At 70.1% G+C, this 20596-nt stretch carries 20 protein-coding genes, 1 tRNA gene and 3 pseudogenes; 16 read left to right on the top strand and 8 right to left on the bottom strand.

Annotated features, from left to right (window positions below):
* Positions 1-434: 434 nt before the first annotated feature.
* Positions 435-1235 carry a phosphotransferase family protein gene (locus tag CNX65_RS19395; protein ID WP_332553122.1) on the bottom strand — a complete coding sequence of 267 codons (801 nt, stop codon included), beginning with the start codon at positions 1233-1235 and terminating at the stop codon, positions 435-437.
* Positions 1236-2367: 1132 nt separating this feature from the next.
* On the opposite strand from CNX65_RS19395, the pseudogene CNX65_RS38180 reads away from it, so the two are divergent.
* The 4 genes and pseudogenes from CNX65_RS38180 to CNX65_RS19380 all read left to right on the top strand — a co-directional run.
* A pseudogene (locus CNX65_RS38180) lies at positions 2368-2979 on the top strand (substrate-binding domain-containing protein); the annotation flags it as partial.
* A gap of 94 nt (positions 2980-3073) precedes the next feature.
* Positions 3074-3442, top strand: a complete 369-nt coding sequence (locus CNX65_RS37905) for a substrate-binding domain-containing protein (RefSeq protein ID WP_309141958.1) — start codon at positions 3074-3076, stop codon at positions 3440-3442.
* Positions 3443-3474: 32 nt separating this feature from the next.
* Complete coding sequence (locus CNX65_RS19385) at positions 3475-5079, top strand: methyl-accepting chemotaxis protein (RefSeq protein ID WP_096495014.1); 1605 nt, start codon at positions 3475-3477, stop codon at positions 5077-5079.
* A gap of 786 nt (positions 5080-5865) precedes the next feature.
* The gene (locus CNX65_RS19380) at positions 5866-6786 is read left to right on the top strand and encodes a CPBP family intramembrane glutamic endopeptidase (RefSeq protein ID WP_096495013.1); all 921 of its coding nucleotides are present in this window, start codon (positions 5866-5868) and stop codon (positions 6784-6786) included.
* A gap of 130 nt (positions 6787-6916) precedes the next feature.
* On the opposite strand, the gene CNX65_RS19375 is transcribed toward CNX65_RS19380, so the two are convergent.
* The 3 genes and pseudogenes from CNX65_RS19375 to CNX65_RS38455 all read right to left on the bottom strand — a co-directional run.
* Complete coding sequence (locus tag CNX65_RS19375) at positions 6917-8326, bottom strand: family 43 glycosylhydrolase (RefSeq protein WP_198320511.1); 1410 nt, start codon at positions 8324-8326, stop codon at positions 6917-6919.
* A gap of 141 nt (positions 8327-8467) precedes the next feature.
* The gene (locus CNX65_RS19370; RefSeq protein WP_096497875.1) at positions 8468-9736 is read right to left on the bottom strand and encodes a glycoside hydrolase; all 1269 of its coding nucleotides are present in this window, start codon (positions 9734-9736) and stop codon (positions 8468-8470) included.
* A 499-nt stretch (positions 9737-10235) separates the two neighbouring features.
* Positions 10236-10376: pseudogene (locus CNX65_RS38455) on the bottom strand (IS630 family transposase); the annotation flags it as partial.
* A 768-nt stretch (positions 10377-11144) separates the two neighbouring features.
* Here CNX65_RS38455 and CNX65_RS38370 point away from each other — a divergent pair.
* The 3 genes and pseudogenes from CNX65_RS38370 to CNX65_RS36260 form a co-directional block, all read left to right on the top strand.
* Positions 11145-11384: pseudogene (locus CNX65_RS38370) on the top strand (transposase family protein); the annotation flags it as partial.
* A 4-nt stretch (positions 11385-11388) separates the two neighbouring features.
* Positions 11389-11673 carry a transposase gene (locus CNX65_RS36265; protein ID WP_198320510.1) on the top strand — a complete coding sequence of 95 codons (285 nt, stop codon included), beginning with the start codon at positions 11389-11391 and terminating at the stop codon, positions 11671-11673.
* A 244-nt stretch (positions 11674-11917) separates the two neighbouring features.
* Positions 11918-12169, top strand: a complete 252-nt coding sequence (locus CNX65_RS36260) for a hypothetical protein (RefSeq protein WP_198320509.1) — start codon at positions 11918-11920, stop codon at positions 12167-12169.
* Here CNX65_RS36260 and CNX65_RS19360 read toward each other — a convergent pair.
* Positions 12157-12342: a DUF4158 domain-containing protein gene (locus tag CNX65_RS19360; RefSeq protein WP_096497874.1), complete on the bottom strand. Its 186-nt coding sequence runs from the start codon at positions 12340-12342 to the stop codon at positions 12157-12159. The two genes, CNX65_RS36260 and CNX65_RS19360, sit on opposite strands and share 13 nt — an antisense overlap.
* Before the next feature lie 258 nt (positions 12343-12600).
* Here CNX65_RS19360 and CNX65_RS19355 point away from each other — a divergent pair, with 258 nt between their 5' ends.
* The 6 genes from CNX65_RS19355 to CNX65_RS19335 all read left to right on the top strand — a co-directional run bounded on the left by CNX65_RS19355 (position 12601) and on the right by CNX65_RS19335 (position 16902).
* The gene (locus CNX65_RS19355) at positions 12601-13176 is read left to right on the top strand and encodes a hypothetical protein (RefSeq protein WP_157767728.1); all 576 of its coding nucleotides are present in this window, start codon (positions 12601-12603) and stop codon (positions 13174-13176) included.
* Positions 13177-13269: 93 nt separating this feature from the next.
* Positions 13270-14016, top strand: a complete 747-nt coding sequence (locus CNX65_RS19350; protein WP_096495011.1) for a hypothetical protein — start codon at positions 13270-13272, stop codon at positions 14014-14016.
* A gap of 225 nt (positions 14017-14241) precedes the next feature.
* Complete coding sequence (locus CNX65_RS37175; RefSeq protein WP_232519911.1) at positions 14242-14847, top strand: glycyl radical enzyme family protein; 606 nt, start codon at positions 14242-14244, stop codon at positions 14845-14847.
* A 95-nt stretch (positions 14848-14942) separates the two neighbouring features.
* On the top strand, positions 14943-15119 hold the full coding sequence (locus CNX65_RS37170) for a hypothetical protein (RefSeq protein WP_157767726.1): 177 nt from the start codon (positions 14943-14945) through the stop codon (positions 15117-15119).
* A 129-nt stretch (positions 15120-15248) separates the two neighbouring features.
* Entirely contained in the window at positions 15249-15623 is a 375-nt protein-coding gene (locus CNX65_RS19340; protein ID WP_232519910.1) for an NUDIX domain-containing protein, read from the top strand.
* Between the two features lie 61 nt (positions 15624-15684).
* Positions 15685-16902: a tyrosine-type recombinase/integrase gene (locus CNX65_RS19335; protein ID WP_177154281.1), complete on the top strand. Its 1218-nt coding sequence runs from the start codon at positions 15685-15687 to the stop codon at positions 16900-16902.
* Between the two features lie 17 nt (positions 16903-16919).
* Here the strand turns inward: CNX65_RS19335 and CNX65_RS19330 are convergent.
* Positions 16920-16991 (bottom strand) — tRNA-Val (locus CNX65_RS19330).
* Between the two features lie 120 nt (positions 16992-17111).
* Positions 17112-17564 carry a DUF2243 domain-containing protein gene (locus CNX65_RS19325; protein ID WP_096495009.1) on the bottom strand — a complete coding sequence of 151 codons (453 nt, stop codon included), beginning with the start codon at positions 17562-17564 and terminating at the stop codon, positions 17112-17114.
* A 140-nt stretch (positions 17565-17704) separates the two neighbouring features.
* Here CNX65_RS19325 and CNX65_RS19320 point away from each other — a divergent pair, with 140 nt between their 5' ends.
* The 3 genes from CNX65_RS19320 to CNX65_RS19310 all read left to right on the top strand — a co-directional run bounded on the left by CNX65_RS19320 (position 17705) and on the right by CNX65_RS19310 (position 19865).
* Positions 17705-18388, top strand: coding sequence for a response regulator transcription factor (locus CNX65_RS19320; RefSeq protein WP_096495008.1), 684 nt, complete (start codon positions 17705-17707; stop codon positions 18386-18388).
* A 101-nt stretch (positions 18389-18489) separates the two neighbouring features.
* Positions 18490-18720, top strand: coding sequence for a hypothetical protein (locus tag CNX65_RS19315; protein ID WP_096495007.1), 231 nt, complete (start codon positions 18490-18492; stop codon positions 18718-18720).
* A gap of 140 nt (positions 18721-18860) precedes the next feature.
* Positions 18861-19865, top strand: coding sequence for an SGNH/GDSL hydrolase family protein (locus tag CNX65_RS19310; RefSeq protein ID WP_198320508.1), 1005 nt, complete (start codon positions 18861-18863; stop codon positions 19863-19865).
* Positions 19866-20280: 415 nt separating this feature from the next.
* On the opposite strand, the gene CNX65_RS38175 is transcribed toward CNX65_RS19310, so the two are convergent.
* Positions 20281-20526 carry a hypothetical protein gene (locus CNX65_RS38175; protein ID WP_309141910.1) on the bottom strand — a complete coding sequence of 82 codons (246 nt, stop codon included), beginning with the start codon at positions 20524-20526 and terminating at the stop codon, positions 20281-20283.
* Positions 20527-20596: the final 70 nt, after the last annotated feature.

Genomic DNA, 20596 nt, shown 5'->3' with positions numbered 1-20596 from the left:
TACTGCCGGCCCACCGGCGCGAACGGACGCTCGGGCATGTGGCCGGCGCGGGTGAGGCGGCTCCGCCTCGGCGATCTCGGTGAACGCGCCACCCCGGTGGGCCGTCCCCGCCCGCCGTGCTTCCTGGTCCCGCCACGGCACGCCCCCGTCCACGGCGAAGTCCACCTTGAACACCCAGGGAGCGTGTCGGAACCGCCGGTAGGAGGGCGTGACCCGTCCTGGTGGCAGGTCGCGAATCCCGCGCACCGGCGTCCCGGCCTCGATCACGCCGCGCAGGTGGGGTCAGGCACTCGGCCATGGTGCCGGTGTCCCCGCGGTGATGATCCCCATCGCCACCGCGGACGAGAACGGGGCGCAGGGGGCGAGTGATGTCCCCGGCCAGTGCGTCGATGCCTGTGACCGGGCCTTCGAACAGCGCGCGCCACGTGCCGCCGTCACGTCCGAGGCTGATCGCGGTCGATTTCCGGCCGGGCCCACCGCAGACCGTAGCGGCCCGGTTCCGCTTCCAGGAAGAGCGGCGAGCCGACCGCCATGGGGTGGAACGCCGAGCAGTGGCCGTGGAGCAGGCCGGGCACGATCGCCTCGTCCGACCGTGTGCCGCCACCGATCGTATCGGCGGCCTCCAGCACAGCGACGCCCGCCCGTGCCAGGGGCACCGCCTCGGCAAGCCCGTTCGGCCCCGCACCCTCGACCGCAGCGGTGCTCACAGCAGGTCCAGCACCACGCGCATGTCGTCGTAGCTGGCGGGGATCCGGTCGTGCTCGCCCAACCGGTGCCGTTCCAGCCGGATCGCACCGATGTGCGCCCCGGTACACCGAGGCGCGCCATGCCGCTTCCGGGGCCGCGTCAACCGGCCCGTAGCTCTCGTGGAACGCCGCACGCACCTCGGAAGACTTCCCCGTCAGCACCGAGAAGCCCCAATCGGCGGCCGGGTCGCCCCACGACGACCGGTCGCGGTCGAGCACACCGACGATCGTCGGCTCCGCCGCCCCCGGCTCCAGCATGACGTTCGCCGTCCACAGGTCGCCGTGCAGCAGCCTCGGCTCACGCACCTGGTCCAGCACCGCGCGCCCGGCCCTCGCCCGCGCGCTCAACTCCTCGACGTCGGTCGCGTCGAGCCCAGCGTCGACCAGGTCGGCCGTGATGTCGTCCAGGACCGCCAGCACGCACTCGCCCCACGTCGTGAACCACGGGCCAGCCACCCGGCCGAACCGATCACCCCGGACGGCGTGCACCCTGGCGGTGACCGCGCCCAACTGCCGGTAGAACGGCAGCCACTCCGTGCGGGGGTACGCCTTGAGCCCGACGAGCGCGGGTACACCCCCAGGAACTCCTGCCACGTGTAGTCGCGTCCGCTGACCTCGTGCGTCCAGTCCACGAACAGCGTGCTCGGCATCATTCCGGCGATTCCGGCGTAAAAGGGCGCGCTCGCGTACTCGTTGCGCATCAACAACCGTTCCAATCGGGACTGCCTGCCGGGTTCCGGCGCCACCCGCAGCACGACCGGACCGGTGTCCCGCAGGTCGACCAGGTACGTGTTGTTGTACAGCCCACCGCCCAACTCCCGCACCGACAGCACCTCGGTGCCCTGGCCGAATGCCCGCCGGCCCAGCTCCGCTACCTGATCGGCCCTGACCGACTCCTGGAACGAGCCGGTCTTCCTCTCGATCACCTCGAACCCCACGACCGCTGTACTTCCCCGTTTTCCGGTCAGCCCCGTCAACCTGCCAACCGCACCCGATCGGTCACGCACCGCCGCTCTCCGCGGTCACCCTGCTGAGCAGCTCGTCGACTCGGGCGCTTGCCCCGTCCTCGGAGACGGAGCCACCACGATGACGTGTCCGATGCGTCCCTTGTCGCTGCACGGCCCGCGAACCTCCGCACCGACCCGCTTGGTCACGGCCACCTCCCGCGCATCGCCACCGACGGGCGGCGATCTCCAGGGCGGTGCGGCGGCCGTCGGTGCCGACCTTGACCTCGGTGGGGGAGAGGCCGTTGCGGACGCCGACCGCCTCGATCGCACGGGTCGACCTCGCCGCGGACCGCCGCGCTGACAGGTGCGCTCAGGCGAGCCGGGACGCTGCGTCCCACCTCCACCGGGAAGAGGGCAGAGGTCGTCCTCTTCCGGGTGACGCAGATTCTTCATGCGGGCCAAGGCGTGCTCGGCGCGGGCTCGGATCGAGCGGTGGGCCGTGTTGAGGTCTTCCTGCCACTGCGAACAGCCTGGTTTTCTCGGCCGATGGCGAGCCGCCGCTCGTACCTGCCGCCGGTGCCCGCCGCATCGACGTCAACAAGGTCGCCGCACAGCTTGGTGCGAAGGAAGCGCGTCGCGCCGATCCGGGATCTGCGACCAGGACCCCCGCCCGGATGACCCCCGCGTTCTCCTCAGCTCCCGTCCCAACGGGACCACTGGCAGGGCGGTCAGCGGCATCCCCACCGCGCATGTGGGTACCGGCGCCCCCGGCGGGCCCGGATGGCGATGGAGGCGTTCCAGTGGGGCGTTGGCGTGTCCTGGGAGCCGCCGCGGTCACCGCCGCTGTGGCGGCCACAGCCGTGGCGTGCGGTAGCGGCACCCAGCCGAGCGAGGTGTCCGCGCCCTCGCGCGGCACGGTGGGACTGGCGGTGCCCACCAGGAAGTCCGAGCGCTGGATCGGCGACGGCGACAACATGGTCAAGCGGTTCCAGCTCCTGGGCTACGACACCGAGCTGGAGTACGCCGACAACGACGTGCAGGCCCAGATCGCCCAGATCCAGGAGATGATCGACTGCGGCGACAAGGCGATCCTCGTCGGCGCCGTCGACGGCAGCGCGCTCAAGACCGTGCTGGCGGGCGCCGCTGCGGCCAAGATCCCGGTGATCGCCTACGACCGGCTCATCCGCGACAGCTTGGACGTGAACTACTACGCCTCCTTCGACAACTTCAAGGTCGGCGTCCTGCAGGCGCGGGCGATCGTGTCGGGCCTGGTCCTGGACCACAAGCCCGGCCCGTTCAACCTGGAGCTGTTCGCCGGAGCCGCCGACGACAACAACGCCACCTTCTTCCCACTACTCCGCGCGGCACGTCGCCGCGGTCCTGTCGCCCTACGACGGCATCAGCCGCGGCGTCCTGGCCGCGCTGACCGCCGCGGCCTACGGCACCGGCCAGGCCCTGCCGGTGATCACCGGCCAGGACGCCGAGCTGGACTCGGTCAAGCTCGTGGTCAAGGGCCAGCAGTCGCAGACGGTCTACAAGGACACCCGCGAGCTGGCCAAGGTCGCCGTGCAGATGACCAGCGCGCTCATCGACGGCTCCACGCCCGAGGTCAACGACACCACCCAGTACGACAACGGGATCAAGGTCGTGCCTGCCTTCCTGCTCCAGCCCATCAGCGTCGACAAGTCCAACTACCAGCGAATCCTCGTCGACGGCGGCTACTGCACCGCTGCCCAGGTCACCGGCTGACACGCCCCGAGCGGAGGATGAGGAACACCCCGATGTCCACCACCGAAGCGCCCGCCCCTCGCCGCCGGGGCGCCCGGCAGCGGCTGGTCGACCTGCCGGTGAGCCGCAAGCTCGCCGTGCTGGTCCTGACCACGCTGCTCGCGCTGGCCGCCGCCGTCGCCGTCTACAACGACCGCGTCACCGAGGACACCTCGGCCCGCCTGGACGACGCTCGCCACGCGGGCGACCTGGTGCTCAGCCTGGACCGACTGGCCAGCGAGTTGCGCATCAACGGCCTGGAGGCCATCACCCGCCGCGCCCCCTCGGCGCAGTCCACCACCCTGCAGAAGCAGGTCAGCGAGGCCGAGACCCTGCTGGCCCAGCTCAAGGAGGTGCCGCTCCCGGCCGCGCTGACCTCCTCCGTGGAGCGCATCACCACCGCCTACACCGACTACACCCAGGTCGTCAGCCGCTTCGCTGGCGGCGGCGCCGCCGACCAAGCGCAGGCGCGCCTGTCGTGGGAGCAGATCGGCGTGGACAACTACCTGACCCGCACCGTGCTGCAGAACGAGCGCGCCCTGTTCGCCCAGGCCATCGACGCCGCGCAGCAGCAGGCCACCGACAGCCGGGAGAGCGCCCGCTACCTGCTGTGGGCCACCGTGGCCGTGGCCGCGCTGCTGATGTGCCTGCTGGCCCGCGTGGTCGTGCGGTCCATCGCCGGCCCGCTGCTGCGGGTGCACGGCGCGCTGGTGGCCATGGCCAAGGGCGACCTGACGGTGCACGCCGAGGTCGAGTCCCGCGACGAGGTGGGCCAGATGGCCCGCGCTCTCGACGGCGCGCAGGAGGAGATGCGGGTGATCGTGGGCTCGGTGACCGCCTCGGCGCAGACCCTGGCCACCACCGCGGAGGAGGTCGCGGTCACCGCGTCCTCGATCGCGACCTCGGCCGAGGAGTCCTCGCAGCAGGCGCAGGGCGTGTCTGCCGCAGCGGACACCGTGTCTGAGAACATCAACACCGTCTCCGGCGGCGTGGAGGACATGGTGTCCTCGCTGGGCGGCATCGCCCAGAACGCCTCCGAGGCCGCTCAGGTGGCCAACAGCGCGGTGGACATCGCCGAGCAGACCACCACGCAGGTCGGCAAGCTGATGGAGTCCTCCGAGCAGATCGCCTCGGTGGTCAAGGTGATCACCTCGATCGCCGAGCAGACCAACCTGCTCGCCCTCAACACCACCATCGAGGCGGCGCGCGCCGGCGAGGCGGGCAAGGGCTTCGCCGTGGTCGCGGGAGAGGTCAAGGAGCTGGCGCAGGAGACGGCCAGGGCCACCGACGACATCACCCGCCAGGTCGAGGCCATCCAGGCCGACACCACCGGCGCGGTCACCGCCATCGGGGAGATCAGCGCGGTCATCGCGAAGACCAACGACTTCCAGGCGGTCATCGCGGCGGCGGTGGAGAAGCAGGCCGCGACGACGGGGGAGATGAACCTGAGCATCGCCGCTGCGGCCGAGGGCGCGGGCGGCATGGCTGGCAACGTCTCGGGCCTGGCCGACGCGGCGCGGGTGACCACCGAGGGCATCGCCCAGTCCAAGCAGGCCGTGACCGACCTCAGCGCCATGGCGCACGACTTGCAGACCCTGGTGTCGCACTTCCGCTGCTGAGCTGGTCGAGTGGCACGCCGACGGCCCCCGGAGACCTCCGGGGCCGTCGGCGTGCCACGGGGGAGGGGGCGCGGTCGGGAGGTCTCCTCCGGGGCGGATTGCACCGACCCGTCCGCCTGGTGCGCGAACAGCTCGCGCAGGTGCGGCAGCGACGGCCCGGACCGCCTGACCGAGACCGCCTCGCCCCCCGACGCCCAGCCCGCGGGGTGCCGCGCACCACCTCGGCGGGCAGGTCGCGCATCAGGCAGGGCCTGCCCGCCGCCGCGACGCGGGAGATCGGGTCCTGCCACGTCAGGTCCTCCTCGACCACCGGCACGTCCGCGCCGGAGGCGTCCGCCAGTGCCGTCGCCGCCCGGCACCGGTGGTCGCCGTGGCGCCGCGCGGAAGGACCAGCGGGAGGGCCGAGCGCGCCCACCCGCCCAACGCGGGCAACCCGGTTCGGCACCCGTCCGTGGGCGCGGCCGAACACGAGCAGCAGCTCCAGCACCGCCACGGACATTCCGCCCGCGACCCGCCGGGCGCTGGCGGCCCGCTCCACGCGGCTGCGGGTGCGGGGGTGCCGCTCGGCCGTCCAGTGACGAACTCGGCCAGGCGAGGAGGTACAGGCGCTCGCGGGGTGTAGCGGGCTGTACCACGAGTGGTGCGCCCTGCGGGATCGTGCCCGCCCCGCCGCGCCCCTAGCGTTGGCCGTGCGGCGCCGCCCCGCCCCTCGCGGTTCCCCAGACCGTCCTCAGTGGATCGCGGACGGCGTCGCTCCCTTTGTCGGACAACGGAGAAGGAGTATCCGTGAACACCGTCCCCGACCGGCCGAGCGGACTGCGCGGCGTGCTCGCCCGCCACCCGATCAGCGCGTTCTTCGTGCTGTCGTTCGCGCTGAGCTGGCTCGCGTGGACCCCGTACGTCCTGTCCCGCAACGGTGTCGGGGTGTGGGACTTCGCCTTCCCCGAGATCCTGGGCACCTCGCAGCTCGCCGGTGTGCTGCCGGGCGCCTACCTGGGCCCGCTGGGCGCGGCGTTCCTGTGCACGGCCGCGGGCGAGGGCAGGCCGGGACTGCGCCGGTGGGCGGGCAGGCTCACCCGCTGGAACGTGAACTGGCGGTGGTACGTCGGCGTCATCCTCGGTGTGCCACTGGCGCTGGCGGTCACCACGTTCGCCGTCGCCGAGGACCGGGGCTCGCTGACCATGCCGCCCGCGATGGTCCTCGTCGCCTACCTGCCGATGCTGCTGCTCCAGGTGCTCACCACGGGCTTGGCCGAGGAGCCGGGCTGGCGGGACTACGCGCTGCCGCACCTCCAGCCGAAGCTGGGCCCGCTGCTGGGCAACGTGCTGCTCGGCCCGATCTGGGGCCTCTGGCACCTGCCGCTGTTCTTCACCGACTGGGGCGCCCGCGACTCCTCGCCGCGGACCATCGCGCTGTTCGTGGCCGGCGCGACGACGATCAGCTTCGTGATGACGTGGGTGTTCAACCGCACCGGGGAGAGCCTGCCGCTGGCGATGATCCTGCACAGCGGCGTGAACAGCTACTTCTCGCTGGTGTGGCCGTCGGTGGTGCCCGAGGAGCAGGTCGCGGGCCACGGCGGCTCCGGGATCGTCGTCCTGCTCGCGGGTGGCACGGCGACGCTGGTGCTGCTGGTCGTGACCAGGGGCAGGCTCGGGTACCGACGCCCCGAGGCCGTCGAGGACAGGCGGGAACCGGCCAGGGCGTGACGGGCTGCAGGACCGCGTGGTCGTCGAGCACCTCCGCCGACGCGACGCCGCCACCCCGGCGTGCGGTGGCGTCGCACCGCCCCCCCAGGAGCGGTCCCGAAGCGACAGCCGACCCGTCCGGGCTGGTCCGTCAGGGGTGGTGGTCGAACCAGTCGAACGCGGCGGAGCCCTCCGTCACGTACATCCCGACGACCCTGCCGGTGAAGCCCGTGGCGACCTCGGTCGACAGGTAGCGGCCGTCCAGTTCCGCCACGGGACCGGGGTCGTCGTCGACGTGGAAAGCGATCGCGTCCGGCCCGGAGGGCTCGACTCCGGCGAACTCGTCGGTCGACCGCACCGACGACGGTGGCAGCAGGTCGGTGGTGCGGGTGGTGATGGTCAGCGTGACGGGGCCGGGGCGGATCGAGCGGCTGGCCACGACCTGGCGCACGGGCCCGATCCGCGCCACCACGTCCACCCGGTCGCGCAGGACCTCGAAGTCGTAGTGGTGGGCCTCGTCACGGCGGATGCTCAACCCCGCTCGGGCCTCGCCGGGGTCCAGGTGGATGGAGGTCCGGGAGTCGAGGTGCTGCACCCGGCGGCCGATGAAGGTGCAGCCGGGGCGGTCGAGGCTGTCGCCCGTGGCGTGCAGCGTCAACCACCCGGCGCGCTCGGTCAACGACCACGACCCCTCGGTCCGTCCCCTGGGCGAGATCCACCGCACCCCCAGCTCGGGCTCGTCGAAGTCGTCCCGCGCCGGTGGCTGTGGCAACGGGTGCCACGTCGTCGGCGCGGGTGCCGTCGGTGTCACCCGGTCCACGACCGGCCAGCCGTCCTCCCAGCGGACGGGCGCGAGGAACGTCTCCCGCCCGAGGACGGGGAACCCAGGGAAGTGCCCGCGCGGGCGGGTGCCCAGCAGCACCAACCACCACCGGCCGTCCGGGGTGCTGACGAGGTCGGAGTGACCGGTGCTCTGGATGGGCAGGTCGGTGCCGCTGTGGGTGAGGATCGGGTTACCACCAGTCCCCGATGCGGTACAGGTGCGGTGACTCCGGGTACTGCAGGCCGGTGCCGGACCAGGTGGGCCACGGTCCTTCCAGCACCTCTCCGCTGACCGGGTCGATGCGCGCCTGGCGAACACCGGAGGTCGAGCACCAGCAGTCGCCGTCGTCGTCCCACGCCAGGTCCGGGTCGACCCCGGCAGGTCGATCCACACGGGGGCCGACCACGGCCCGCGCGGGTTCTCGGAGGTGACCAGGAAGTTGCCGCCACCGCCGTGGTTGGTCGTGATCGCCCAGAATTGGTCGTCGTGGTGGCGGATCGTGGGCGCGTAGATCCCGCGCGAGGCGGGCGTGCCGGTGCTCAGCGACAACTGCGACGGGCGGTCCAGGACGTTGCCGATCTGCCGCCAGTTCGCCAGGTCGCGGCTGTGCAAGATCGGCACGCCGGGGAAGTACTCGAAGCTGGAGCACACCAGGTAGTGGTCCTCGCCGATCCGGCACGCGCTGGGGTCGGGGTGGAATCCGGGGATGACGGGATTGCGGTAGACGTTGTGCCCCACGGTGATCCCTCCGGTCGGGGTGTGCCGCGATCCGCGGTTGGGCGTGGTCCCCGGCCCGGTGAACCGGGGACCACTCCCCGCCGCCGCCCACCCGGATCGGAGCGACTCGGGTCGAGGTCGGAGCACGTCCGCAAAGCCGTGTCAGCCCACGACGAACGTCCTGATGCTCTCAGCCGCCAACTGGGCGCCGAAGGAGCCGTTCGACATCGTGACGGTGGTGTCCTGGGAGAGGGTTCGCGTCGAGGTCGTCACCCAGGTCGGGATCGTCGCGGACGCGACGTCCCGGACGGTGAACGGCAGGTACACCGCCGACGAGTTCTTGTTGACGGCGACGATGACGACCCTGTTCCCGCTCTTGAACGCCGTGATGTAGACGTTCGACTGCGGGTTCGCGGTCGCGGTGATCCGCTGGTAACCGGGGCGGACCCACTTCGAGAAGTGGGCCATGTTGGCCCCGCGCTTGCTGATCTGCCCGTCCTCGCGCATCGGGCCGTACGAGCGGCGGATGTACCACCACACGTAGGTCTGGAACCGGCCGTACACCAGCGCGCGGTGCATGTGCTCGCCCACGTCCAGCGCGTTCGGCCAGCGATCGGCCGAGTCGGTGCTGTTCGGGTGGTAGACCTCGGTCATCCACAGCTCCTTGCCGCCGCCCTTCTCCTTGAAGAGCGGGTAGGGGAGGTCCTCGGACCTGGTCCCGTAGAGGTGGGCGCCGATGATGTCCACGTTGGCCAGGGCGGCGGGGTCGTTGAGGATGGGGTCGGAGGCCTGCTTGAGGTACTGGAACGACTCCGGCGCGATGACCCTTGTGTTGATCGAACCCGCGTTCTCCCGCAGGAACCTCACCATCTCGCCGGGGGTCCACGCCGTCCAGTCGTGCGCGTAGTCGGGCTCGTTCTGCACGGAGATCCCGTACAGGTTCACCCCGTTGTCCCTCATGAACGTGGAGAAGTCGTTCAGGTGCTGCGCGTAGGCGCCGTAGGCGTTGTAGCGCAGGCGCTTGCCCCCGGAGAAGGACTCGGTCATCGACGCAGGCGGGTTCCACGGCGAGGCGAAGACCTTGGCCCCGAGCTCACCGGCGCGCTTGGCCGTGGCGACCTCGCGGCTCCAGGTGGCGCGGTCCTCCGGGACGGGGATGCGCAGCACGCTGAAGCCCAGTTGCGACGCGCCGTTGCCGAAGGCCGTCTCGCGCTGGGAGGCGGTCAGGTCGCCGATCCAGCCGGGGTGGTTCATGCCGCCGAACCCGAGGATCGTCTGCTGCACCACCGACGGCTCGACGAGCACACCGGCCTGCGCCGAAGCGGGCTTCGCCACCCCCAGCGCCGGCAGCGCGATACCCGCCGCCAGCAACGACCGCCGCCGCAGCAGGCCCGAACCCGCGTCCCCGGATCGGCTTCGACGTGGTTTCATCATCTCTCCACAGGGTTGATCTTGCTCGGGATCGGCCGTCGTCGGGTGCCGGACCGGGGTGCTAGCGCGATCGGTCGTCGCGCCGCCGTTCGCGGACTGTCGGCGTGAGCTGACCTGTGAGGCCCAAGACAGCGGGTGGATCGCATCGGTGACGCGGAGTTGCCACGGTCTTCGGCCTGACCGCGTGCGGAGGCCAGGCGCCGCGGCGGGCACTCGTCGCCCGGTGTCGAGTGATGACCACGGGGCTCACGAACGGACACGCGGGTTCGCGCGAGTCGAGGCAGAGGGCAGTTGGCTCTGAACCATGAGAACTCCACGCAGAGTGCGCTCGAACCGACCGGTGCTCCTCGACCTTATGCAGGAGAACTCTGCTAAAACAACGGTTTAGCTCTGTTCGAGCACATTCGACGACCCGGAACCGCGCCGTTCGACGATGATGTTGCGCTCGAACCGCCACGACGATCCGCGGCGGTGGGATGTGCGGTCGAGGTCGGCGGCGGCGAACTCGGCCCCAACCGCGCGCATGCGCCCCCTCGGCCAGCTCACGCACCACCCGCTCCCACCGCGCCGGTGAGAGGCGCTCCACCGACATCGGCCCCGCCGAGCGCAACGCGCCCGAGCCGCCCTCGCGCCAGCCGCGGGTGAACGCGGGGCACCGGGAGGAGCGGCCTCGTGCTTCGCCGCTGCCGGTGCTGGCGATAGGGGGCGCTTGATCTGGTCGACGAGATGCCTGCGCGGGGGGAGCGGGCGGTGGGTGACCGGTCCGGGTTGGCCACATGCGGTGCCGACGATCACTCCGTGATCGTTTTTCCCCAATCCGCTCCCGCGGACGCAGAACGGCCGGTAGGTGGTGGTCAGTGCGGTGACGCGGGCGAATCCTTCGAACCACAACAGGACGGCCGCCAGGCGCCGGACGGGTCGTGGGGGACGCCGAGGCTGGGGGTGTGGGTGATCACGGGGAGTCTTCCTCGGTCTGGGTCTTGGTGAATCCAGTCCTGCGCGAAGACTCCCCGCCCCGGTATCAGACCTGTGAACAGCGCTTTTTGTTGAGATCACCTCTGTGTCGCCAGAACCCTGATCTTCTGCATCGGTCGCTCGACCAAAACGGCCACAGGGAAGCATGCTGAACTGCCGAGAGTCCTATTCAAAACCCCAAGTGGCGGAAAAGAAGAACAATGCCCGCGTAGCGTCAAATGAATCACGGCAGGTAGAGTATGGGCGCCGGTAGCCGGTGTGGAGGATGCGCCAGTTTTGAAGTGGGCTATGAGCCTTCCGACGGGTGCGCGGAGGCTGAACTGGGGGTCTGCAGTGGCAGGGGGCCTTTGTGGAGGCGAGGCGGCGGGTGAGATCGCATCGGTGATCATGGAGTTGCGACGCTTCAAGACTCCGAGGAGGACCCCACCCGCCGATGCCATCATCTCTCATCACCGCACTGACCGTCACGACACCCTCCGTCGGCAGCCCACCAGCGCCGGTCACCGATGGTGAGCATGGCGGCCTGCTGGACGCCTTGACCAAAATCCCGGATCCGCATGACCCGCGCGGGATCCGTCACCCACTACCCGCGCTGCTCACGGTTGCGGTCTGCACGGTCCTGGCCGGTGCGTCGTCATTCGCAGCGACCACCGACTGGATACACGATCTCGACGACCATGCCCGCGATCGGCTTGGCCTCGATCGCATCCCCGCCGGCACAACGATACCGCGTCCACGACGGCCGCCAGGTCCATCCGCTCTCCGTACTGGACACCAGTACCGGCATCGTCCTGGCCCAGGTCACCGTGGACGCGAAATCGAACGAGATCCCCGCGTTCACACCGCTTCTCGACGTCGTCCACAAGGTTGTGGGCAGTCTGAAGGGCATGGTGTTCGTCGCCGACGCCCTGCACACTCAAACCGGCCACGCCCAGCAGGTCGCCGCCACGGGGCCCATCTGATCACCGCGGTCAAGGGCAATCAGCCGACATTGTTCGCCCCACTCTAATCCCTGCCCTGGCCTCGAATCCCAGTCGGGGACCGCACCCGCAACCGCGGTCACGGACGCAGCGAGACCCGCACTGTCGAAGCCGTCACCCTGCACACCCCCGGCGGCATCCCGTTCCCCACGCCGAGCAGGCCGTCCGGATCACCCGCAGCCGCACCACCAACGCAAAGACCAGCCGCAAAACGGTCTATTTCACCGTGTCCCTGCCCGCTGGCGACGCCCTGCCGGCCGATCTGCAGGACCGGATCCGCCGCGAATGGCTCATCGAGAATCAAGTCCATCACGTCCGCGACGTCACATTCCGTGAAGATCTACACCAGGCTCGGACGGGCACCGGCCCCGCCGTCATCGCAACCCTGCGTAACACCGCGATCGGCTGGCATCGCACCAACGCGACACCGACATCGTCCGCGCCCTTCGACGCGCCAACCGCCGATCACACGACCTGATCACTGTCGTGACCAGCAGTTATCCCACAACGCAATGCCCCTGCCCGCTCAGGGGCCACGAAGGCGACGTCCACCGGAGTGAGCGTGAAGAACCGGAACAACTCGTCCCGACCGATCTCCGGGAAACCCCGCAGACGCTCCAACTCCTCGTCCGCGAACACCTGCGCCGCCACCCACGCCTCCAGCCAGCACCCGAAGATTCGCAGCTCAGAAGCCTGTCCAGCCATATCCGCCCGAAATTTCCCGAGTACTACGGGGCCCCGCCCAGGAGCAGAGTCAAGGACTGCCGCAGGTCGACTCGCACGTGATGGTGCCACTCTCGGGGAGACCAACGACTCTCTTAATCAGAGTGAGATGCATCGCATCCGAATGACTTGGGGTATGTTGGATCACCGTCGCCCGGCGGTAACGGCGCCCATCAATTCGGTGCTTTGATCGTGGAGCTGGATTTATTCCACGCTTTCATGCTTGCAATGGGGAGAATAATGCGTTTCGTCAATTCTGTCGCAATCCTGGGTGCAATCGCGTCCTTGATGCTCGCCGGAGCCGCGGCTGCTACCGCGGAGGGTGGCTTCGACTCGGCACAACCGGTCATGTCGACTGCCGCATCCGGCCTGATCCCGGAGTCCGAACTGCTTGCCGTCGGGGAAGTCCGGCCGATGGAGAGTGTCTCCGACTGCAATTTCAACCTCGACTGGCCGCACAACTCCGGCCATGTGGCTGGCAACGTGACCAGCAACGGTGTGATCAAATGCAACAGCAAGAAGAAGTACCTGGGTGTGGAGACCTACCTGTACCGTGAGAGCCCCAATCCCGGCTACTTCAAGCTGGTGGCCCAGAACTCGGCTGTGAACAACTCCGGAAACGGGTCCTACGTCGGTGCGGCGGCAGCTCTGGGCTGTGTATCCGCCCGCTATTACGCCAGGGCGGAATTCCTGATGGTGGAGGGTAACGACGCTCGGCACGAGCGCACCCACAGGACTCCGGAAATCCAGGTCAACTGCTAGCAGGCCGGCCCGGTCCGGGCGCCAGGGGTGTCCGGACCGGGCGGCGCTATAGTCCAGGTGGTCAGTCACCCTGCGCGAATACGAGGTCTGCTCGTGGCCGATCGTACCGTCGACCAGCTCAAAGGCCCCGTTCTCATCGAACTGTGCCTGCTTCTGTGCGATTTCCTGGGTGATCTCGACCTGGGTGTCAAACTCGACGGTCTGACCGACGACGACCTCTACCAGAACATCACCTTCGCGGCGTCCCTCCAGCACTCCGGCCGCGACTTCACCGCCCGGCCCGCGCCGGAACTCGACCACATTGCCGCCGCCGTCCTACGACGGCTGTCGACCGGGGCGCTCGGCGACACCACGCTGCGGTCGCCGCAGGCGCGGTACGCGACGGACGCGACATTGTGGACGGTTCGGGTGGCCGACGGACCCGAGAGCACCACGGCACCCGACAAACCGGTCGGGGCGTTGTGGACCTCGTCCGTCCTTCCCGACGGCACCAGCATGTGGCAGTGGGGCGAGCTGGCGGAGTTCGGCCCGGACCGGCCGCCGTACACGGTCACGTTCGACCCGGAGGGCATCCGGCTGTTCACCATCGACTCGCCTTCCGATTACGCGCGGCTGGTGGATCGGTACCCGTGCTCGTCGAACGGACGCGCGCAGGTGTGCTGGAGCCGCGCTGCCGAAGACCTCGACGCCGTGCATCTGACCGTGCGCGGTCTCCTTACGGCGCAGCACGTCCCGGTCGAGACATCGCAGGGCACCGCGATCCTGACTGGTTGGGACGCCGAGTCCACCGCCTGGTTGCACCTGCCGAACGTCTTCGAGATGACTCCGGCGACGGCGTAGTTCAGCTCTGGTCTCCATCTCGCAACCGGTCCCGAGCACCGAGGCCGCGCACGCCTGCGCCGATCCGGGTCTGGTCTTCGCCGACCGGGTGGACCGGGACAACCCGACCCCAGAGGCGGGCGCCTACGTCTCCACCGCACCGTGTGCCGAGGTCGGTCTGACCATGGGGAGACCTGCCAGTTCGGCTACCTCAACCTGGGGGCTTTCCACACCGGTGTGGGCGAGGTGCCGTTCGAGTTGGACGCGCTGGCGGAGAGCGCCGCGCTGCTGGTGCGGGCGCTCGACGACGCGGTCGAGGCCAGCCTGGAGCTCTATCCCGATCCGGCTTCGGCGCGGGTGATGCGCCTCAAGCGCAAGATCGGGGTGAGGGTGTGCGGGCTGGCGGATCTGCTGCTGGCCGCCGGTCTGCCGTATGACAGCCCCGAGGCCCGCCGCCTGGCCGCCGATGTTCTGACCTGGGTGAACTACCACTCCAAGCTGGCGTCGGTGGAGTTGGCCGAGCGGCGTGGTCCCTGCCCTGCTGTGCGCGGCGGGCGATCCCGCTACGCCGACCCGGCCTTCCTCGGGCGTTTCGCGACCGCGGGCGTCCGCACCGTCGCCCCCGCCCGGTGGACCGCGCTGGCCAGGCGGATCGCCGGGGACGGGATACTGCGCAACGCCTCGACGATCGCGCTCCCGCCCACCGGGCGCAGCGCCCCCGTCGTGGGCGCCTCCACGGGTGTGGAGCCGTTGTTCCGGCTCACCGACCCCTGTCGGGATGGCCTGGTGCACCCGGCCGCGGAGGGCCATGCGCGCGGCCGGACGTCCGGACGTGCTCGAGCACGTGCGTGACCACGGCAGGCTGCCCGAGGACCGGGGCCTCTCGCCCTATCTGGGTGCGGTGCTGGCCACGGCCACGGTCATCACCCCCCTCGGGGCATCTGGGGATGGCCGCGGTGGTGCAGGCCTGCGTGGACGAGGCGGCGTCCAAGACGGTGAACCTGCCCGCCGCCGCCACCGCCACTCAGGTGTGCGACACGTACGCGGCGGCGTGGGAGGCGGGGTGCAAGGGGATTGCGGTCTACGTCGACGGTTCGCACGCCGTTCAGCCTAAGGCCCTGTGACCACGCGTTTTCCCGAGGTGACGATGACCGCCCAGGTACGGCAGCAGGAGTGCGTGTTCGATACCAGGCGACCGTTACCCGGTGGTCGCGCACACCCTGGTGACCGATGGGCGGGGTGCGGTGCTGTTGATGCGTCGGGCAGGGTCCGGTTACGGAGATGGGCGCCTGGCGTTCCCGGCGGGGCATGTGGATCTGGGGGAGACGCCGCTGGAGTGCGTGGTGCGCGAGGTTGAGGAGAAACTCGGGTTGCGGCTGGTGCGGGGGTTGTTGCTCCGGCGGGGGTTGATGTTCCGGCGTTCGCAGGAGCCGAGGGTGGATGTGTTCTTCCGGGTCCCGGCGCGCGGGTGGGCGGGGGTGCCGCAGATCCGGGAGCCGGGCAAGTGCACCGGGTTGGTGTGGGCGGATCCGCACGCGCTGCCGCAGGGCGTGCTGGGGTACGTCGGGCGGGCCCTGGACAACGACCGGTCGGGGCGGGGGTACGACGAGGTGGGTTGGAAGCGCTGATCGGTGCCTGTCCGAGCGGGGATCTTCCGCCCAGACAGGCAGCGGAGTCGTCGGCGATGGCGTGCGTGAGTACGTCCTGGGGCACGTCGAGCTGGTGCAGTGCCACGCCCACGGCGAGGGTGTGGGCCAGGTCGAGCAGTGCCTTGGCCGGTTCGTCGACCGGACCGGGGCGGCTGACCGGGTGTTGGAGATCGGTCTGGACTTGCGCAAGGGCAAGTCGCCGGTTGTCGTGCCGAAGGAGGACCTGCTGCTGGCCGACTGGGTGCAGCGGTGGGTGGACGCGCACGATGTCGGCGCGACGACGTGGGCGAAGTACCGCTCGCACCTGCGCAACCACATCCTGCCCCGGTTCGGGGACACGCCGTTGCGGGAGATCTCCCGGATGACGGTCAAGGGGTGGGTCAAGCAGTTGCGGCGCGGGCTGGCTGAGCGGACGGTGGCCGACATCGTGACGCTGCTGTCGATGGTCCTCGGTGAGGCGGTGGAGGAGGACCTGATCGGCCGCAACCCCTGCGGGCGGCTCCGGGTCAACACCGGCGACTGGGAGGAACGCCCTCATGCTTCGCCGCAGCAGGTGCTGGCGATCGCCAGGCGGTGTTCACCCGCCATCGGCGTCCTGGTGGTGACAGCGGCGTACACCGGGCTGCGGTGGAGTGAGCTGGCCGGGTTGCGCTGGTCGGGGGTCGACCTGGACGGCGGGGTCGTCTCGGTCGATCCACAGAAGGGCGCGCTGCACGAGGTCGGCGGGAAGCTGGTGCTCGGGCCGCCCAAGACCAAGGCCGGCGTTAGGCCGGTGCACCTGCCGCCGTTCCTGGTGGGGATGCTGCGCCAGCAGCGGGAGCGGCAAGGGGGCGAGCATGTGTTCACCGGGCCCGGCGACGGGTTGTTGAGGCGGGCGAACTTCCGGCGGCGGGTGTGGTTGCCCGCGGTCGCGGGGGATCTGGCGCGTGAGTGGGGTCCGATCCTGACGGGGCTGCACTTCCACGATCTGCGGCATACGCAGAAGACGTGGTTGATCGAGGACGGGGTGCCGGAGGTGTTGCAGTGCAAGCGGCTTGGGCACCGGATGGCTGGGGTGTCGGCGCGCTATTCGCACGTGACGCGGGTCATGGTCGACGCGATGCTGCGGGGGATGCAGCGACGCTGGGAGCAGGCGTTGGATCACCCATTGGGGTTGACCACATACGGTGCCGACGATCACTCCATGATCGTTTGCTCCCAAATTGCTCCCATGAACGCAATTCGGCCGGTAGGTGATGATCACCTACCGGCTGCCTGACCTGCGCTATTCCACTGTGGACGATACTGGGATTGAACCAGTGACCCCTACCGTGTCAAGGTAGTGCTCTCCCGCTGAGCTAATCATCCTCGCCGCCCCGGTCATCGGGACGTGCTCAGCTTATTACAGCGCCTTGCTCCGGACCAAATCGGTCGCCTCGTGTGGTCCTGGGCGGCATGGTCGGGGGACGGGGGCAATGACGTCCGCAGCTAATGGGAAGGAGGTCCAACAGGGGTGTTGTGGGGCTTGTTGACCCGGCCGATCGCGATCCCGGCCGCGACCAGCGCCGCCCCCAGCACGAGGAAGCCCAAGTCGTAGGCCAGTTCGCTCGGGCCCGAGCGGACGTGGTGGACGCCGAGGAGCAGGTGGTTCAGCGTGCCCTCCACCAGGTTGAACACGCCCCATCCGGCCACCACGCCGCCCCACAGCACCCGTCCCGGCCGCCTGCCGCCCGAGTGGTTCAGCAGGGCCACGCCGAGTGCCACCAAGGCCAGGCACAGCAGGTGGAACAGGCCGTCGCCGATCATGTTGACGTGCGGGTCGTCCGGGTACCAGCCGGACAGCATGTGGTGCCACCCCAGCAGCTGGTGGATCACGATCCCGTCCAGGAAGCCGCCGATTCCCAACCCCAGCACGAGCGACGCGCGGTCGACCTTCAGCATGGCGCGGGGTTAGCCCCGGTCGCGCGGGTCAAACGCCGAACTTCGGAAAGCGCCACCGCCTTGCGATCACCTTGCGATCGCCCACCCCGACCGCGCCGAGCGCCCCATCTCGCCCGCACACCCACCAGGATCTGGGAACCATGAACGTCTCGGTGCTCATGGTGGAGGACGACGCGCACATCCGGCAGGCCCTCGGCCTCGCACTGGAGGACGAGGGCTTCGCCGTCTCGGAGGCCGTCTCCGGCGAGCAGGCCCTCGCGCTGCTCGACCGGCGCGCGTTCGACGTCGTGCTGCTCGACCTCATGCTCCCCGGCGTGGACGGCCTGCACGTGTGCCGGGTGCTGCGCTCGCGCGGCGACCTGCCGGTCATCGTCGTCACCGCCCGCGCCGACGCCGAGGACGTCATCGCCGGGCTGGAGGCGGGCGCCGACGACTACGTCACCAAACCGCTCGTCGCGGCCGTCCTCGCGGCCCGCATCCGCGCCCTGCTGCGCCGTTCCGGCGGCGCGGCGCAGGCGGACGAGCTGCGCGCGGGCGACCTGGTCGTCCGGCAGGACAACCGCACCGCGCACCGCGCCGGCGAGCAGGTCCACCTCACCCGCACCGAGTTCCGCCTGCTGGTCGAGCTGCTCGCCGCCGAGGGCCGGGTCGTCACCCGCGAGCAGCTGCTGAACCGGGTGTGGGGCTACGACTACTTCGGCGACACCCGCCTGCTGGACGTGCACATCCGCAGGCTCCGCCGCAAGGTCGAGCCCGACCCGGACGCGCCCGCGCTGGTCCTGACCGTGCGCGGCTCCGGCTACCGGATTAGCGCGGGGGACTGACCCCCGGCGCGCACCGAGACCTAATCGTCAGCCGGTTGTCAGGTTGACCGCGCCCGTTCTGCCGGATCATGGGAGGAGCACCCGACCGCAGGGGAGCGGACATGGACGTCCTTTCGCACTCGTCCGAAGCGGGGATCACCCGCGTGCTCACCGGCCTGGCCGCCGAGTTCGGCGACCGCCTGCCGGAATCCGTCGTCACGGGCACCGTCCTGCAGGCCCGCAGGGACCTGCAGGGCCAGATCGCGCCCGAGTCGCTGGAAGAACTGCTGCACCGCCTCGCCCACTACCGGCTGCGCGAGCTGCCGGACGCCGGGGCCACCACCCCGGCCTGACCGGGAGGCCACGTCCCGCCACCTGGACGGGTGGTCTCCCCGCCCACCACCCGGCGCGGTGCATCGAACGCCGATACTTTCCGCCCCGGCGGGAGTCCGAGCGTTCGAGCGGACGCGCTCCCGCGCTCGCGGGAGGAATCGTGGCAGCCGCCGTCAGGACGCTCGTGCTCGGCTCGGTCATCGCCCTGGCCGCCGGGGCCACCACCCCGGCGGCGAGCGCGACCCCACCGGAACCCCCGCGCGCCGTCCAGTGGGTCGCGCTGGGCGACTCCTACACCGCTGGCGTCATCCAGGCCGCGGGCGACCTGACCGAGACCCCACCGGACGGCTGCGCCCGCACCACCGACTCCTACCCCGAGCAGATCCGCCGCCACCTGGGCCCGCTGGTGGAACTGCGCAACGCCAGTTGCGGCGCCGCGACCATCGCCAACGTCCACCGCGAGCAGCAGGAGCTCGTCCTGGGCAGGCCCATGCCACCAGACGGCCTCGACCCCGACGGCCCGTTCGCCCCGGTGCCCCCGCAGATCCAAGCCCTGTCCGAAGACACCGACCTGGTCACCGTGGGGGCAGGCGGCAACACCCTCGGCTTCGCCGAAATCCTGTTCCGCTGCGCAGAACTGGGCAAGCGCAGCTGGGTGTGGGCCTCACCCTGCGCCGCCGAGTTCGACGCGGACCTGGACGACCGCCTCGCCGCAGTCCGCGCCGACTACGACGAGATGCTGGACGCGATCCACGCCGCATCCCCCAACGCCGAGGTCCTCACCGTCGGCTACCCGCGCGTGCTGCCGGACAGCGGCTGGTCCTGCTTCTTCAACAACTTCCTCCAGTTCGGCTCCATCACCCCAGGCGACCTGACCTGGGCCCGCACCCAGGTCCTGGAACCGCTCAACGAGACCCTCAGGCAAGTGACCGCTGAACACGACGACACCTTCATCGACCCCTACGCGGTGGGACAGGGCCACAGCGTCTGCGACAACACGGGCACCCAGAACTGGGTCGACGGCATCCTGAGCACCGTCATCCCGCCCACCTTCGCCCTCGTGCACCCCAACGCACGCGGACACGCAGCCACGGCCGCACTGATTGAGGACCGCATCCTCTTCCACACCAACAACACCAACATGACCGACAAGACAAACCAGTAAGAACGACTAGCAGCGCCTCGCGCGTCGACCGCCTCGCGGGCTGCTGGGCGAGCGCAGCGAGCCCGCAGCCACCCCATCCCGCGTCCCTCTTCTCCGTTTGGCCTGGCGCAGCCCGAGCACGCTCGTCAAGATGCCGCCGCACCGCCACGGCAGACCGCCCGAGCCGTCCGGCGTCTTGACGAGCGTGCTTGCCTGAAAGGAGGCCACACGGGGAAGAGGGACCCGGACCACCGCAGGGGGACAACGGGACCACCAGCGGAAGCGTCACCGGCCGGCAGAGCTCGTGTCCCCTCTTTTTTGGAGGTCTGCCCCGCCGGCGAGGCGTTGTTCTTGGCTCTTCAGCTTGCCGTGGCCGCGTTCTTCGCGAGGTTCTGGTAGATCGGCACCTCTCCCAGAAGCTCCCGGTCGTTGACCGTCAGGTGCAACCGGGCCGTCCGCTCGCCCAACTCCTCGATCTGCTCGAAGATCCGGCTGTCCGCACCCCCAGCTCCACGGCGTCGAGGAACTCCTGCGCGACCGGCTCGCCGGGCGGCACGAGGTCCCGGTTGCGCGGACTCGCCCACTCCGCCGCTTCCTCACCCGCGTACCCCACGCTGACCTGGATGTACGGCTTGATCCGCTGCACGGGGTCGTGCTGGGTCACGATGAGCGGGGCCGTCAACCCCAACCCCAACCCCAACCCGGTAGGTCGGCGGCGTGGTGACCCAGACCCCGTAGTCACGCCCATGTCC

The sequence above is a fragment of the Actinosynnema pretiosum genome (assembly GCF_002354875.1).
Taxonomy (GTDB): domain Bacteria; phylum Actinomycetota; class Actinomycetes; order Mycobacteriales; family Pseudonocardiaceae; genus Actinosynnema; species Actinosynnema auranticum.
The sequence above is the reverse complement of the archived record's forward strand: the minus strand, read 5'-3'. Positions and strand labels throughout refer to the sequence as shown.

What these genes read in the sequence shown, in the direction of transcription:
- CNX65_RS19370 (WP_096497875.1), bottom strand. Translation starts at nt 9,736, where the DNA reads ATGAAACCACGTCGAAGCCGATCCGGGGACGCGGGTTCGGGCCTGCTG.
- CNX65_RS19325 (WP_096495009.1), bottom strand. Translation starts at nt 17,564, where the DNA reads ATGCTGAAGGTCGACCGCGCGTCGCTCGTGCTGGGGTTGGGAATCGGC.
- CNX65_RS19385 (WP_096495014.1), top strand. Translation starts at nt 3,475, where the DNA reads ATGTCCACCACCGAAGCGCCCGCCCCTCGCCGCCGGGGCGCCCGGCAG.
- CNX65_RS36265 (WP_198320510.1), top strand. Translation starts at nt 11,389, where the DNA reads ATGCCCGCGATCGGCTTGGCCTCGATCGCATCCCCGCCGGCACAACGA.
- CNX65_RS19320 (WP_096495008.1), top strand. Translation starts at nt 17,705, where the DNA reads ATGAACGTCTCGGTGCTCATGGTGGAGGACGACGCGCACATCCGGCAG.
- CNX65_RS37170 (WP_157767726.1), top strand. Translation starts at nt 14,943, where the DNA reads ATGGCCGCGGTGGTGCAGGCCTGCGTGGACGAGGCGGCGTCCAAGACG.
- CNX65_RS19315 (WP_096495007.1), top strand. Translation starts at nt 18,490, where the DNA reads ATGGACGTCCTTTCGCACTCGTCCGAAGCGGGGATCACCCGCGTGCTC.
- CNX65_RS19340 (WP_232519910.1), top strand. Translation starts at nt 15,249, where the DNA reads ATGCGTCGGGCAGGGTCCGGTTACGGAGATGGGCGCCTGGCGTTCCCG.